The sequence below is a fragment of the Egicoccus sp. AB-alg6-2 genome, assembly GCF_041821025.1.
Taxonomy (GTDB): domain Bacteria; phylum Actinomycetota; class Nitriliruptoria; order Nitriliruptorales; family Nitriliruptoraceae; genus Egicoccus.
On record NZ_JBGUAY010000003.1, the window covers coordinates 480,514 to 493,968 of the forward strand.

Annotated in this window: 18 protein-coding genes; 1 reads left to right on the forward strand and 17 read right to left on the reverse strand. The window is 69.2% G+C overall.

Annotated elements, in window-relative coordinates:
• The 10 genes from ACERMF_RS07160 to ACERMF_RS07205 form a co-directional block, all read right to left on the reverse strand.
• Complete coding sequence (locus ACERMF_RS07160; RefSeq protein WP_373668350.1) at window positions 1–897, reverse strand: glycosyltransferase family 2 protein; 897 nt, start codon at window positions 895–897, stop codon at window positions 1–3.
• Window positions 894–1,760, reverse strand: coding sequence for a dTDP-4-dehydrorhamnose reductase (gene rfbD / locus ACERMF_RS07165; RefSeq protein ID WP_373668351.1), 867 nt, complete (start codon window positions 1,758–1,760; stop codon window positions 894–896). Before rfbD ends, ACERMF_RS07160 begins: the two co-directional genes overlap by 4 nt.
• Window positions 1,757–2,737 (reverse strand): dTDP-glucose 4,6-dehydratase, encoded by a 981-nt coding sequence (gene rfbB / locus ACERMF_RS07170; protein WP_373668352.1) that lies wholly within the window; start codon window positions 2,735–2,737, stop codon window positions 1,757–1,759. The genes rfbD and rfbB overlap by 4 nt, the downstream gene beginning before the upstream one ends.
• A gap of 399 nt (window positions 2,738–3,136) precedes the next feature.
• A complete protein-coding gene (locus ACERMF_RS07175; RefSeq protein WP_373668353.1) occupies window positions 3,137–4,045 on the reverse strand; it encodes a DMT family transporter in 909 nt (302 codons plus the stop codon).
• Window positions 4,042–4,701 carry an FMN-binding negative transcriptional regulator gene (locus ACERMF_RS07180; RefSeq protein ID WP_373668354.1) on the reverse strand — a complete coding sequence of 220 codons (660 nt, stop codon included), beginning with the start codon at window positions 4,699–4,701 and terminating at the stop codon, window positions 4,042–4,044. The genes ACERMF_RS07175 and ACERMF_RS07180 overlap by 4 nt, the downstream gene beginning before the upstream one ends.
• A 2-nt stretch (window positions 4,702–4,703) precedes the next feature.
• On the reverse strand, window positions 4,704–5,444 hold the full coding sequence (locus ACERMF_RS07185; protein WP_373668355.1) for a B3/4 domain-containing protein: 741 nt from the start codon (window positions 5,442–5,444) through the stop codon (window positions 4,704–4,706).
• A complete protein-coding gene (locus ACERMF_RS07190; RefSeq protein WP_373668356.1) occupies window positions 5,437–6,057 on the reverse strand; it encodes a helix-turn-helix domain-containing protein in 621 nt (206 codons plus the stop codon). Before ACERMF_RS07190 ends, ACERMF_RS07185 begins: the two co-directional genes overlap by 8 nt.
• Window positions 6,058–6,280: 223 nt before the next feature.
• Window positions 6,281–6,580 carry a hypothetical protein gene (locus ACERMF_RS07195; protein WP_373668357.1) on the reverse strand — a complete coding sequence of 100 codons (300 nt, stop codon included), beginning with the start codon at window positions 6,578–6,580 and terminating at the stop codon, window positions 6,281–6,283.
• Between the two features lie 768 nt (window positions 6,581–7,348).
• Entirely contained in the window at window positions 7,349–7,567 is a 219-nt protein-coding gene (locus tag ACERMF_RS07200) for a hypothetical protein (protein WP_373668358.1), read from the reverse strand.
• Window positions 7,568–7,608: 41 nt separating this feature from the next.
• The gene (locus ACERMF_RS07205; RefSeq protein ID WP_373668359.1) at window positions 7,609–8,154 is read right to left on the reverse strand and encodes a hypothetical protein; all 546 of its coding nucleotides are present in this window, start codon (window positions 8,152–8,154) and stop codon (window positions 7,609–7,611) included.
• 65 nt (window positions 8,155–8,219) lie between these two features.
• Between ACERMF_RS07205 and ACERMF_RS07210 the strand changes: the two genes are divergently transcribed.
• Window positions 8,220–8,645, forward strand: coding sequence for a hypothetical protein (locus tag ACERMF_RS07210; protein ID WP_373668360.1), 426 nt, complete (start codon window positions 8,220–8,222; stop codon window positions 8,643–8,645).
• A 30-nt stretch (window positions 8,646–8,675) separates the two neighbouring features.
• Here the strand turns inward: ACERMF_RS07210 and ACERMF_RS07215 are convergent, their stop codons facing one another.
• From ACERMF_RS07215 to ACERMF_RS07245, 7 genes are all read right to left on the reverse strand, one after another.
• On the reverse strand, window positions 8,676–9,266 hold the full coding sequence (locus ACERMF_RS07215) for a hypothetical protein (protein ID WP_373668361.1): 591 nt from the start codon (window positions 9,264–9,266) through the stop codon (window positions 8,676–8,678).
• Window positions 9,267–9,571: 305 nt separating this feature from the next.
• Window positions 9,572–9,859: a type II toxin-antitoxin system RelE/ParE family toxin gene (locus ACERMF_RS07220; RefSeq protein ID WP_373668362.1), complete on the reverse strand. Its 288-nt coding sequence runs from the start codon at window positions 9,857–9,859 to the stop codon at window positions 9,572–9,574.
• Between the two features lie 3 nt (window positions 9,860–9,862).
• Window positions 9,863–10,114, reverse strand: coding sequence for a hypothetical protein (locus tag ACERMF_RS07225; protein ID WP_373668363.1), 252 nt, complete (start codon window positions 10,112–10,114; stop codon window positions 9,863–9,865).
• 638 nt (window positions 10,115–10,752) lie between these two features.
• Window positions 10,753–11,151: a GNAT family N-acetyltransferase gene (locus tag ACERMF_RS07230; RefSeq protein ID WP_373668364.1), complete on the reverse strand. Its 399-nt coding sequence runs from the start codon at window positions 11,149–11,151 to the stop codon at window positions 10,753–10,755.
• An 84-nt stretch (window positions 11,152–11,235) separates the two neighbouring features.
• On the reverse strand, window positions 11,236–11,406 hold the full coding sequence (locus ACERMF_RS07235; protein ID WP_373668365.1) for a hypothetical protein: 171 nt from the start codon (window positions 11,404–11,406) through the stop codon (window positions 11,236–11,238).
• A gap of 112 nt (window positions 11,407–11,518) precedes the next feature.
• The gene (locus ACERMF_RS07240) at window positions 11,519–12,493 is read right to left on the reverse strand and encodes a hypothetical protein (RefSeq protein WP_373668366.1); all 975 of its coding nucleotides are present in this window, start codon (window positions 12,491–12,493) and stop codon (window positions 11,519–11,521) included.
• Between the two features lie 229 nt (window positions 12,494–12,722).
• Complete coding sequence (locus tag ACERMF_RS07245) at window positions 12,723–13,250, reverse strand: sigma factor-like helix-turn-helix DNA-binding protein (RefSeq protein WP_373668367.1); 528 nt, start codon at window positions 13,248–13,250, stop codon at window positions 12,723–12,725.
• Window positions 13,251–13,455 lie beyond the last annotated feature (205 nt).

The window sequence follows — 13,455 nt, forward strand, 5'->3', positions numbered from 1 at the left end:
TCACTCACCCGTCGTGCTGCGCCCTCGGCCCGTCAGACGTTCCGTGACCAGGGTCAGCACCACCCACGCGCCCAGGCCGACCCGCACCAGCGGACGCGCCAGCCGCCGCAGTGGGGTGGTGGCGAGGTGGCGGCCGTAAAACCGGTCGAGGCTGCGGGCGTGGGTGGTCAGCGACCACCATCGTCGACGGGTGCCGGTCGACGCGCCGACGCGGTGGACCACGCGGCCGGTGGGCTCGTAGCGCAGCCGCCAGCCGGCCCCGCGAAGCCGGACGCCGAGGTCGACGTCCTCGACATAGAGGAAGTAGCCGGGGTCGAAGCCGCCGACGGCGTCGAACGCCTCGCGACGGACCGCGAGGGCGCAGCCCGAGAGCCAGTCCACGTCACGCGGGTGGTCCGGGTCATGGTCGGTCGCGCGGTACCTCGACGTCCACGGATTGGTCCGCCACACCCGCGCGAACGCGGCATGCCCCAAGGTCGTGGCGAGGTCGGGCAGCCGGCGGGCCGAGGCCTGGTGGCGGCCGTCGGGGTAGCGCACGTGCGGACCGACGGCGGCGAGGTCGTTGGCAGCGAGGAGCCGGCTGGCCAGCTCCGTGACGCTGCCCGGCTCGAAGCGCACGTCGGCGTTGGCCACCACGGCCACCGGCGCACGGGTGTGCGCGACGCCGAGGTTGGCGGCACGCCCGAAACCGAGGTTGTCGACGGCCAGCACCTCGACCTCGGGATGGGCGGCGCGGACGGCGTCGACGGTCCCGTCCGTCGACCCGGTGTCGACCAGGACGATCTCGTCCGCACCGGCGGCCGACAGCGTCCGCAGGCAGGCGAGGGCATGCTCGCGGGTCTGGTGCGACACCACGACCACCGCCGCACGTGGGCGCTGCACGTCCGGACCGGTCACGCGAGTTCGCCCCTCGCGTCCATCGCGCTGCGCAGGGCCTCGTCCCAGGCCGGGAGGCGTCGCAGTCCGCTCGACACGGCGTGCTGGTCGTCCAGCGGCGACCACGCCGGCCGCGGCGCGAGGTCGGGCCGTCGGCCCGGGTCGACCCGGACCACCTCGGCGTCGACGCCGGCCAGGCGGAGCGCGGCGCTGGCCAGCTCGACGCGGCTGACCGCACCGTGGTTGGTGCGGTGCACGGTCCCGTACCGACCGCTGACGGCGACCTCACGCACCGCCAGGCCGAGATCGCCGACCCACGAAGGTGAGCCGACCTGGCGGTGGACCACCTCGACCCGGCCGCGGTCCCGGGCGCGACGCAGGATGGCGCCGACGAAGTCTGTGCCCTCGCGGTCGAGAACCCACGCGACCCGCACGACGTGGTGACGGTCGAGGGTCTGGCGTACCAGCGTCTCGCCGGCGGCCTTCGTGCGCCCGTAGACGCTGACGGGACCGACCGGGTCGAACTCGGTGAACGGGCGTGGTGTGCCGTGGCCGTCCGTGGGCACCTCGGCGCCGAAGACGGCGTCGGTCGACACGTGGACCAGCGTTGCGCCCGTGCGCGCGCAGGCGCGAGCCAGCCACCACGGCCCCAGAGCGTTGACGCGGTGCGCGCGGTCGGGATCGGCTTCGCAGCCGTCGACGTCGGTGACCGCCGCCGCGTTGACGACGAGTTCGGGCGCGAACTCCTGGACCGCGGCCGCGACGGCCGGTTCCACCGAGATGTCGAGGTGTTCGCGCGTGAGCGCCGTCACGTCGTGGCCCTCGAAGGCCGCGACGACCTCGCGGGCCAGTCGTCCCCCGGCGCCGGTGACGAGCACCCTCATCCGCGGCCCCGTCGTGCGTCGTCGACCAGCGGCCGCCACCAGTCCTCGTTGGCGCGGTACCACGCCACCGTGTCGGCCAGCGCCGCCTCGAGGTCGTGTTCGGGCTTCCAGCCGAGCGCCCGGATCCGCGTCGTGTCGACGGCGTACCGGCGGTCGTGACCCGGGCGGTCGGGCACGGACTCGATCGCGGTGTCGTCGCGTCCGAACAGGGCCAGCAACGCCGCCACCAACTCGCGGTTGCTGCGCTCGTTGCCGGCACCGACGTTGTAGGTGGTGCCGGGCTCCCCTTCGGTGAGCACCAGCCACTGGGCGGCGACGTTGTCGGCCACGAAGGTCCAGTCCCGCCGGTGCGAGCCGTCGCCGTAGAGCGGGACGCTGCCGCCGTCGAGCAGGCGCGTCACGAAACGCGGGATCGCCTTCTCGGGATGGTGGAACGGGCCGAAGCAGTTGGTGGAGCGGGTCACCAGCACGGGTTGGCCGTAGGTGACACGGTGGCTGCGCACCAGCAGGTCGGCCGCCGCCTTCGACGCCGCATACGGGGAGTTGGGCCGCAGCGGCGCGTCCTCGTCGACGTGGTCGGGGGCGGGAACGGATCCGTACACCTCGTCGGTCGACACATGCAGGACGCGGTCGACGCCGTGGCGGCGCGCCGCGTCGAGCACGACCCCGGTCCCCACCACGTTGGTGTGCAGGAACGGTGAAGGGTCGTCGATCGAGCGGTCGACGTGCGACTCGGCGGCGAAGTGCGCCACGGCGTCGACCTCACTGACGAGGCGGTGCACCAGCGCGGCGTCGCGGACGTCACCGTGGACGAAGCGGTGTCGCGGCTCGCGGTCGAGGTCGGCGACGGTCGAGGCGTTGCCGGCATAGGTCAGCGCGTCGAGGGTGGTGACACGCACCGCGGGGTCGGCGGCGAGTGCGTGCCGGACGAAGTGCCCACCGATGAAGCCGGCACCGCCCGTCACCAGCACGTGCACGCCGTCGCCCTCCGACTCGTCGAGGCGTCAGCGTAGGCCGCGCCCAATGTCGCGGCACCGCGTCGACGTCGCGGGACTCACTCGTCGGTGAGTTCGGCAGCGGGTGTTGCTCGATAGGCCCGACAGTCGCCGCCGGTGGCCATTGTCAGCCACGGCGGGGCAGCGTGTAGATACGGCGGTTCGTTACATGTAGGTCGGCTGACCAACGGCGTTCGCTTGGGCGATGAAAACGCAGTTGCGCGAACGTGTTCACGGGAATGACCGTGCCCTGTGGTTGCGGGTGGAGCACCTGGCTGTGGCTGGCAAGATCGTGCCTCTCTGAGCGCGAACCAAGAGGGAAACGACGGGCTACCGATGGCTCCGCCGCCGGGCGGAGCTCGAACCTCTGGCATGCCGCCGTCAGCCGACGAGGTCGAGCTCCGAGCGGATGACCGGTTGGTCGCCGACGTTTTGATGGCGCTTGCCGTCGCGTTGGGCGAGGGCGCCGGCGCACACGACGATGGCGATGCCTGCGATCTGGATGGGCGAAGCACCTTGGCCGAGGAGGATGAGTCCGAGCAGTAGGCCGAAGGCGGGTTCGAGGGACATGAGCGTCCCGAACGCGGTGGGTGTCATCTTGCGCAGGGCGAGCATCTCGAGGGCGAAGGGCAGGACGGGCAGGAGCACGGCGAGCCCGACGGCGGCGGCGAGCACTCCCGGGGTGAGATGGCCGGCGGCTTGTGGGACGCCGAAGATGGCCGCGGTGGCGGCCGCGACCGGGACGGTGAGCGAGAGCCCGGTGATGCCGGTGAAGCGGTCGCCGACGTGTTGGGTGAGCACGATGTAGGTGGCCCATCCGACGGCTGCGAACGCGGCGAACCCGACGCCGCTCGGGTCGATGGTGCCGTGCCAGGGTTTGGTGAGCAGCACGACCCCGACCAGCGCGGCGGCTGGGCAGGCGAGGGCGCGGCGGCTGTGGCTGCGGACGGCCGCCACGGTCAACGGTCCGAGGAACTCGATCGCGACGGCGGTGCCGAGCGGGATCCGTTCGATCGCGGCCAGGAAGGCGATGGTGACCAGGCCCGTGGCGACGCCGAGGCCGATCAGGGCGGGGAGGTCCCGACGACGGATCTTCCGCAGCGGCGGTCGTCCGAGGGCAAGCAAGATGAGGGCGCCGATGGTCAGTCTCAGCCAGGCGGTCCCTGCTGGGCCGACGGCCGCGATGAGGCCGACCGACAGGGCTGAGCCGAGCTGGACCGACAACATCGCCGCGATGGTCAGCGCCCACGGCGGCATGCGGGTGGCATCGACAGATGCGGCGCGGGTCATCGTCCACCCCGGTGCGTCCGCCGGTCGCCGACCTCGGCGAGCCGCCGGCGCCGCTGCACGGCCGCGGCGACATCACTGCGCTGATCACGCCCTTCGAGCTGTTCCGCGACGTGTTGCCGGTGCTCGGCGGGCTTGTCGTCGTCGTATTTGAACTTCGCTTCGACCCTCAGCACCGTGAGCCGGATGCCACGGATGGTGGGGAGCATCCGCGCGTACGGGTCCGCGTCGGCGTCGACGTGGCGGCCTTCGGGCTGGAGGTCCGCCAGTTGGGCCGCGAGGATCGCGGCCTTGGCGTCGGGTTCGTCGATGATCTCCGGACGGCACACGAACCGCACCGACGTGTAGTAGCTGGTCGGGACCCCCTGCTCCTCCGGCACATCCGCTCTGGCTCGCCAGTAGCCGGGCACGTACGCCTGGTCACCGGTGACGGCCAGGCTCACCTCGACGGCGGCCTCGAGATGGGGCCAGACGGGGTTGGGTCGCGCCAAGTGGAGCACCAGCTGCTCGTCGACCGGGGTGAAGTGGGTCGGCACGAGCAGCGGCGCCGCTGCGGGGTCGACGTTGTTGACCGCGAGGATCCCGAACCGGTCGGTCGCGGCGAGCCACGTCTGCCACTCGCCGGCGTCGCGGGCGGCGTCCCAGGGATGGATCAGCAACGTCATTCTCCCCGAGCGGTCGCCGCCGTGGCGGTGATCAAGCGGCGGGCGACCCTGAGGTCCGGCGTTGCCGCCGTCAGGTGACCGACGAGGTCGTCAGCAGCTGCATCCAGTGCCTCGTCGCTGAGCGGGTCGAGTGCGTCGAGGATGAACAACACCGTCGTGGTGTCGTCGGTGAGCTGCGTACGGCGGGCCTGACGCCAGTTCCAGCAGCGGCACGTCACGCCCGTGTCGTCGCACCACACGACCTCGCCCGGCTCCGGGTTCTCGACCACCGGTTCGCCGTCGGCGACGGTGTCGAACCGCTCGTCGCCGGCAGCGTGGAGCAGCCGTGGTGGTCCGTCGTAGCGGGCGAGGTCCTCACCACCGAGCGGGATCTGGTGGATGACCGACACCGCGTTGTAGATGTCGGTGAGCCGGTTCACCCGTGGCAGTCCGCCCTCGGCACGGCGCAGCAGCGCCTCCACGCTGTTGCGGGTGCGTCCCGGCTTGGCGCCGAACGCCCGGTACGCCTCCCGCCACGCCGCCACGTGGTCGAGCTCAGTGACCGGACGGTCCGCCAGCGCGTCGCGAGCCGCCGTCTCGGCGGTGGTGAGCAGCGCGTCGCTGGTGGCGTCGCTGGCTCCTCCCACGAGACCGTCGACCGCCACGAGCAGCGCGCGGTAGTCGGGTCGCAGCGCGAACACGGCGTCGTCAACGACGGCTGCGTTGAGGAACTCCTCGAGTGCAGTGACGTCAGCCACCGGTGACCTCCGATCGTGGCGCCGAGCCCACAGCGGGCTCGAACACCGTCAGTGAGAACCGCGCGAGCTCGGCGCCGGTGTTGGCGTACGCATGGGGGACGTCGCCGGCGAAGGCAGCTGCGTCGCCGGCCTCCAGCACGACCGACTCGTCGGCGACCTCGAACGTGACCGTGCCTTCCAGGACGTGCACCAACTCCCGGGTCCCACGCGCGTGAGCCTCGCTCTCGTGCCGGTCGCCCGGCCCCAGCGTCCAGTCCCACAGCTCCACGACATCGGGCGGCTGCGTGCCGGCCACGAGCACGCCGCAACCGCCACCTTCGCCGCGCCACAGGGTGGCGCTGTCACCGGAGCGCGTGACCTTCAGCGTCCTGGGTTGTGGCGGCTCGACCAGCGCCGGCAGTCCGACGCCGAGCGCGTCGCTGATCCTCAGCAGCGTGCCGACGCTCGGGTTCGCCGTGCCCTGTTCGACGTTTACGAGAGTGCGGCGGCTCACGCCGGACGCTTCGGCCAGCCGGTCCAGCGTCCACCGCCGCGACTGCCGTTCCTGTTTGACCCGGGCACCGATCGCCAGGGCCAGCTCGTCTGTGAGATGTGCGTCCATATGGTGCAGCATACTGCACTACGCTGTGCATCGAATCGGGAGTCGGAGGGCAAGTCGTGGAGCCTGGGGTCGTGGGCGCCTTCACCGAAGACGTCTTCGGCGGCAACCCCGCAACGGTTGTCCTGCTGCCCGACGGCGACCGGGTCGGCTGCCGGCGTAGGGCCGCAGAAGCCGGGAGGGACGCGGCTTCGAACCGGTGCGCAACGCCCGTTCGAGCTGCCCGCTGGGACGGCGATCAGCCGTCGCCCGCCTCGGAGATGATCTTTTCGGCAGGGCGATAGTCACCAGGGAACGGCGTGAAACCGAAACCAATGGGTAGATCCAGTTCGACATTGCAGCGATCGTCGCCCGCCAACTGGGTCCAGTCGGTGATTTCGAGCCCGGGATCGTCCTTGTGGGGGACGCCAGATACCACGTCCACGAAGGCGAACGGCGGGAAGGCCAGCTCCACCGAGACTTCGATCCGGCGGCTCCTGAGGTTCATTGCACCCATGATCGGAAGCAGGCGGATGTGGGGACCGGCGTAGAAGCGCATGAACACTCGGATACGGCCCGGGACCCCAGTCGCGCCTTAAAGAACGATCGACTGAACCTGCGGGTTCTGTGCGGAGGTGGTGGGGCCACCGGAGACGGCGAGCAGCATCGTGAGGACCTGCCGTGCGAACCGACCGGGGTATACGCCGGCCATCTTCACGTTGAGGCGATGGTGTGCTCCCGCGGGTGGATCCGCCAGGGGACCATGGCGTTGGAGTTCGCTTCCGATGGCGACCGCCCAACGCCCGTACTCCCCGGCCCACTGTCGCCCCGTTGAGTTATTGCATCTCGCGCAAAGCACGAAGCCGCCCGTGCCCTTCTGTTGCTGCGTCCAGCCGGATGACGGGAAGCCTCGGATCTTGCCATGGTTGCTCCACGTCGCGTAGCTCACACTGCGTACGGTGGAGCGGTTGCCTGCCACCTTCGGCGGCAGGTGTTCGAACGTCATCTGATCGAGGGTGCAGCACAGCCGACAGAACCCGCGATGCCTCACCTGCGGTAGTCCCCAGTTCTTATCGTTCGTCATGGGCGCTTCTGCCTGGCGCTCATGGGTCTTGCCGTGTCCGAGTGTCCCCGTACGACCGTAGGCCTACTGGCATGCCTGTGGACGGACCACCGCCACTCTGGCTGCGCTGCGGTCAACAGCAGGGCACGGCTGCGTCGGCCCGGTCACGTCCGGTTCGTGCAGCCACCTTTGGGGAACTGGCGTGGCGGTACGCCGATCAGGAATCCGGGGGAACACGCCGTTGCCTGCCCGTCGGGTCGGTCCTCACGCGGGACGGCGACGGCGTTCGACGAGTAGCGCCGGAAGCGCGACGAACAAGAGGAACGCGACGCCGGAGGCCACCAGACCCCAAGCCGCATAGTCGTGCTCGGACCAACCGTGGTCTTGCCCCACGGGACCCACGAGGACGTACACGGCGCCGGCCGACAGCAGCAAGCAGCCGACGACCGCAGTGATCTTCCATGCGAGACCCTTGCTGCTCATGCGTCCCCCCGGGCAGTACCCGCACAATATGCACCCAGTGATCACAGACGCTGCTTGGCGGCCTCGAGAGCGGCGATGGTCGAGTCGAGCAGTTCGCGGTCGCCGCTGATTTCCCGAAGCACGCGGGCGCTCTCGAGGTGGTCCACAGCTCGTCTCGGATCACCGGCCTCAAGCAGCGCCTTTCCCAGATGCTGGTGCACGAAGTCGATCAAACCATGCTGCTCGCACTCGACCCGCCGGGCGTCGAGCAGCCGCTCGAGCTGCGCCACAGCCTCGTGTGGCTCACCGCGCAAGGCCGCCACATCAGCCAGGCGGATCCGCGCCACGAGACTCTGCCGTTTCTCGCCGACCTCGTCAGCGAGACGTATGGCTTGCAGCAACAGGGCCTCCGCGCGGTCGAGATCGCGCAGGATGCCCGCGTAACCGCCCGCGCGTGCCAAGAGCCGTACCCGCGTCGGCGGATCCTCCTCGGAAGCGGCCTGCCGTTCCAGCCACGCCACAGCCTGACGCATCTGCTGCGGCGCGTGAGGCACGGCACGACCACCCGACGGCATGGAGTACGACACGTCGAACGGGACGTCGTTCATCTCGCTCCAAGCCGGGCGTAGGCTCACGCGGCGGAGGTGACAGACGGGTGTTCGGTACAGGCTACGTGCGCTTCCAGGCCGTCCACGGCAACCGGCATGGCATCCGGCCGGGCGTATTCGCGCTGGTCAACGGCCTTGCCTTCGACGGGAGGCTCACCGAGGCCCAGCAGGGGTTCCGTCGCGACACCAACGCCTGGTACACGCGCAACTACACGAACCCCGCTGACGTCGTCCCCGACATCTACTCCCACCAGCTCAACCCTGGCGCGACCTCCTGGTTCAAAGTCTCCGCCGCGTACCTGCTGGAGCGCGTCGAGGGCTACCTCGAGGTGCTCCGTGCCCACGCCGTGAACTACGAGGTGGTCTTCTCGACACAGCCAGGCCGCATCGTCTACGAAGACGCGGACCAGGTCGTCGTTGTTCCGTGGGACGCGACACCATGCCCGGCATGCGACCCAACCCGACGGCTATGGGCTGTCGACCAACCGTAGAGAACGCCCGCAGTCACCACCGCTCGCTCCTCACCGATACGGCACGACCCGGCGAGGAGGGTGAACGTCGGCGCCGTTCAGTTGCTGGAGCGGACAGGGCAGCCTGCCAGCTCGGTCCAATCGTCGGCCGGATCGAGCTCGTCCTTTGTGAGAAGCACTTGGTGGGTGCCTTGCCTGGCGGTTGGTCCCATGTCGCCAGCGGTCGCGGTAGGTGATGTCCAGGCCACAGAACGCCTCAGTCGAGTCGGTGTGCTTCGTGATCCGCACCAGGACGTACGGCTGCACGACGTCTCGACTGTGCCCGGGGAGCACCGTGCCGGCCACGACTGGGTCGGTCGATGAGCAGAACTGGTGAAGCTCGTCGCTGGTGATGTTGCCGATGTAGCCGACGTCGGGCACGGGGTCGCACAGCAGCGGTTCGGCGGTCACACCAGGGGTGGCGACGGCCGTCACCTGCTCGACGACGATGTCGCGATCGTTGAGTGCGTAGTAGCCCTCGTAGTAGGTCTCGCCCGGACCGATCGGGACCAGGGCCGAGGCCATGTCTGCTGTCCGCACCGTGTTGGGAACGGTCGCTATCCAGACGACGATCCCCACCGCAAAGAGGCCGACGGCCAACACCTGACGGCCACAGGCGTCGTCGGGACGGCACGCGCGCCACGAAATCTGCTTCGACGTTGGTCACGGCCACCCCTGCATCGTGATCCCTGTCGTTCCCCTCACCCTGGGAACAGCTGCAGTGTCGCACGAAGGCACCAACATCGGGCCCAGTGTTGGCCACTGTGTCTTGGGCCGAGTCTGCGCGGCACCTCACGCCAGCCGACGGCGACGCAACGCCTGCTTCCGGCGGCGCCGACAATGATTGCGCCATGCTGAGGTAGAACCCCGGTGAGGCGCTGCGTAGCAACTGCAGCAGAACGCCCGTGTCACATACCCGACACCGCACTCGAAGTTCGCGCGTCCTGGATGGTGACGACGATGACGCGATCGCTGGGCTCGTCGAAGACGTAGACGAGCAGCATCCACCGCCAAGGGCCGAGGATGAACCGGAACCCCTCCCATCGATCGGAGAGCTCCGGGCCGAGTCGCGGGAATCGCCCCAGCGGTTCGAGTGACTCGCGAACCCGCTGGCGGGTATCGCGCGGGAGCGAGTGCGTGCGGATGAGCCGATCCAGATCGGCAACGGCCGCGCGGGCGAGTTCGACCCTCGCCACGCCCTACAGCTCGTCGAGTGTGATGGTGTCGCCGGTGGCGGCCTGCTCCGCGCCGAGCTGGGCGCGTTCGAAGGCTCCATCGATCCCATCGAGCATCTCGGCGACGTTCGCGGGGTCAGGATCGAGCCCGTCGATGGCGCTGCTGAGCAGTGATCGCGCCAGCGTCCCCTCGTTGACGTGGACCCGTGCAGCGAGGGTGGCCAGCTTGGCTGCGTGCTCGCCGTCGAGGGTGATGTTCAATCGTTGTCCGCTCATGACCAGAGATTACACGTTTCGACGCAGGACGTGTACTGCGAGCTCGTGCGGCACGGGTAGAGGCACGCATAGGGACAACGCCCGCTATGCCAATGGACACGCGGTGCCGGATGACGACCTAACCGCGCCAGTAGCATCGTCCCGAGGGGGTAGGTCCATGCGTTCTGCAGCAGGTCGCGCGGCGAGGCGTCTGGTCGTTCGCGGCCTCGGACGAACCTGCGAGCTGTTTGATGACGTGCTCTACCGTCCAGCCGTGGTGAAGGCCACCATGTGGATGCCCCGGTGGTGGGAGTGCGACCTGGCCAAGCTCTCGGCTGCATTGGACGAGCGTTGGGAAATCGGCTGGTGGACCGATGGCACTCCCCACGGAACCTGCGAGATCTGCGAACGCCGTGCGGCATGGCTCGAGTTTGAGCACGCAGGAGGCTGCATCGACGTGTGCGGCTGGTGCCCCAGTCCGCCGTTCAGTGAGGCCCGGTCGGACGACGAGGCGTTCTCGCTCGCTCGACAGCGCTCGGTCCGATGGTCCTGGCAGTGGCCTAAGTCGAGCGAGCACTCGCTCTGACCAACGGCGCTCGCGCCTGCTGCTCGGCGGGAGGTAACGCCCGGTATCGCCACGCGTTTGCGGCGTCGGCGGCCTACCCGCGCAGTGAACGAAGGCCTGCGGAGGTCGGCGTGAACCCACAGGCGTCCGTGTAGAACCGGTCGAGACCGCGTTCCCAGTCCGCGTGGAGCCACTCGCAGCCCGCCTCCGCAGCGCCGTCTACCGCAGCCTCAACCAGAGCCTTCCCGACGCCGCGACTCCGGTGGTCGACCGCGACGACCGTGTCCAGCAGGAAGGCATGGGCGCCGCCATCCCACGCAACGTTGACGAACCCGACCAGTCGATCCGCGTCGCGAGCCACGACCCATCCGAGGCTGTGACGAGCGAGCTGGCGTTCCCAGTCCTCGTCGAGGAGCGCGCCGCCGAAGCCCTCGACGTGCAGAGCGTTCAGTTCAGCGTTGGCGACGGACCCCCGCCATGTTGTGACGCTCACCGGCTACCTACCCATATCGGCGGTATGGAAGTTGAACAGCCGGCACCGCCGAGGACAAGACAGTGCGACAACGCCCGCTCGCCCTCATCTTGAAGTGACGCCGTACGGAAACACGCCGGTGATGCGTCCTTCGTCGGCGTCGATGTATTCGAGGCACCATCCGTCCCATCCGGCGGGGAGTTCAACCTGGTTGAGTACGTCGCAGCTTGTCGCGAACATGACGGGGTTGTCGCCGTCTCTGACGTGGATGCCCACGGTCCGGTCTGTGCCATCGATTGGCATCGTGTAGAAGTCGTCGTCGGGGTGCAGGTTCTGGGCGGCACGTTGTTCGTCGGTGAAGTCGTCGATCGATCGTTCGCTCAGTCGTTCACCGAATGCTTCCTGTGGTGTCGGGGCTGGGCGGCTGGAGTTGTTGCGCTCCCCATGGGTCGTCGTCGCTGGGTGGCCACGCCATCGTTGCGACGGTCTCGGCCGCTTGTCGGATCTCGATGCTCTCGAGCGAGACGCTGGGGTCGCCGGCGCTCCAGAGGGCGAACGGGACGGTCCCGCCTGATCCGGCTTGGCCGAGGCCGGTGGGTTCGCCGTCGAAGAGGACGGTGGTGCTCGTCGACTCGCCGGGGTCGGGCCGCGGTTCGATACCCCACACGATGAGTCCGGCGTCAGCTCCGTCGATCCATCCCATGGGTTGTGCCGGACCGTTGTAGGGGATCGCGTCCAGGGTGAACTGCCACTGGCAGTGCTCGGGGCGGCTGGCGGGCACGTCGTCGCCCAGGTAGGAGGCGACACACCATTCGCGTCGTTGTTCGTCGGTGGCGAAGACGACGAACCGGTGCAGGAACGGCTCGTTTCCATAGATCGACAGCTGGGCCTGTCGAAGTGTGCCGACATCCGGTGCCGGGCCGCGCTCATCGTCTGCTGCCGCGTCGCTCGTCTCGCTGGAGGGCTGGCTGGCTGCGGCGAGACGTGAGCTGGCTCCGGTAAGACCCACGTCGTAGTGATCGGGGATGGCGACGGCAAAGGCGGTCCATGCCCCGCTGCCGTCTGGGCCGGGGCAGGGACGAAGGAACTCGCCGTTGGGGTCGAGGAGTACGACGGCGACACCGTTGTCGATCTCGACGCCCGTGACGTCGGTAGTGGCGCGGCAGGTGGACTCGGCGTGCCGTGCGATCACGAAGATGCCCACCGTCCCGGCGGGCAGGGTCGGCGCCTCGCCGTCGATGTCCGCCATCCGCCACAGCCCACGCAACCCCTCCGCGTCGGACACCACCGCGTCCTTCAACGAAGGATCGTCGGTGGGCGCGGCAGCGAGTCGCACCACCTCGGCGTCGTCGACCGCTACCACGTCGGCGGGCTCGTCCGGTGTCGGGCGATCCGCAGGCGCGATGGAGATGCCTCGCGTCGGGCCGCCGGAGAATGGCTGCACCAGCACGACAGCGGCGACGACGGCGGCCACCCCAGCGGTGGCGCTCAGACGCTTTATCGAACGACGGCGCCTCCCGCGGCGCCACACGGAACTTGTGTCCACCGGGTCCGGGGACGGCCCGGCCCCGCGCTCCAACAGATCGGTCAGGTCAGTGCGCGACATCGTCCACCTCCATCGTGTCGTCGAACGGAAAGTCGATGTCGAGCAGCCCGCGCAGCCGTGCGATCGCTCGCTGCGTGAGCGCCTTCACGGCAGCCTCGCTCGAGTCCATCCACCTGGCTGTCTCAGCCACGCTCAGGCCGAGGTAGAAACGCAACACCAGCGCCTGCCGTTGACGCGCAGGCAGAGCAGCCAGGCTTTGCCGGATCGCGACCGCGTCCGCACTGTCAGGATCCGTGACCACGTCGTCGTGACGTCCCTCGAGCCGGCGGCGGGCCCGACGCTCCGCGCCAAGACGGCGGAACCGAGAGTTCGTCGCGTTGATGGCTACCCGGTGCACCCATGCGCCGGGTGCGTCCATCGTCCGGACCTTCTCCCAGCGTTCACATGCCGCAGCCAGCGACTCCTGGGCGATCTCCTCACCAAGGGCACGGTCGCCGCAGTACAGCGTGACGGCGCCAACCAGCCGGGCGTGTTCCCGCTGGCAGAACGCCACCAGATCGTCAGGTGGTGCCACCGATCCTCCTGCCCTTGTCCGGCCAACACTACGCAGACGCACGAGCACCCCGTCAGGTATCAAAACGATCTACCGAATCATGAGGACGACGTGAAGCTCACCCCCGACACCATCCGTCGGCGCAGCCAGCTCGGCCCACCCACCCACGACCTCTCGGCCGCCAACGATGCTCAGCGGCCCAACGCCTTCTCCTTGACCAAGTCAC

Coding starts and splice junctions, on each gene's coding strand:
- rfbD (WP_373668351.1), bottom strand. CDS start 1,760: ATGAGGGTGCTCGTCACCGGCGCCGGGGGACGACTGGCCCGCGAGGTC.
- ACERMF_RS07175 (WP_373668353.1), bottom strand. CDS start 4,045: ATGACCCGCGCCGCATCTGTCGATGCCACCCGCATGCCGCCGTGGGCG.
- ACERMF_RS07190 (WP_373668356.1), bottom strand. CDS start 6,057: ATGCTGCACCATATGGACGCACATCTCACAGACGAGCTGGCCCTGGCG.
- ACERMF_RS07195 (WP_373668357.1), bottom strand. CDS start 6,580: ATGCGCTTCTACGCCGGTCCCCACATCCGCCTGCTTCCGATCATGGGT.
- ACERMF_RS07200 (WP_373668358.1), bottom strand. CDS start 7,567: ATGAGCAGCAAGGGTCTCGCATGGAAGATCACTGCGGTCGTCGGCTGC.
- ACERMF_RS07205 (WP_373668359.1), bottom strand. CDS start 8,154: ATGAACGACGTCCCGTTCGACGTGTCGTACTCCATGCCGTCGGGTGGT.
- ACERMF_RS07225 (WP_373668363.1), bottom strand. CDS start 10,114: ATGAGCGGACAACGATTGAACATCACCCTCGACGGCGAGCACGCAGCC.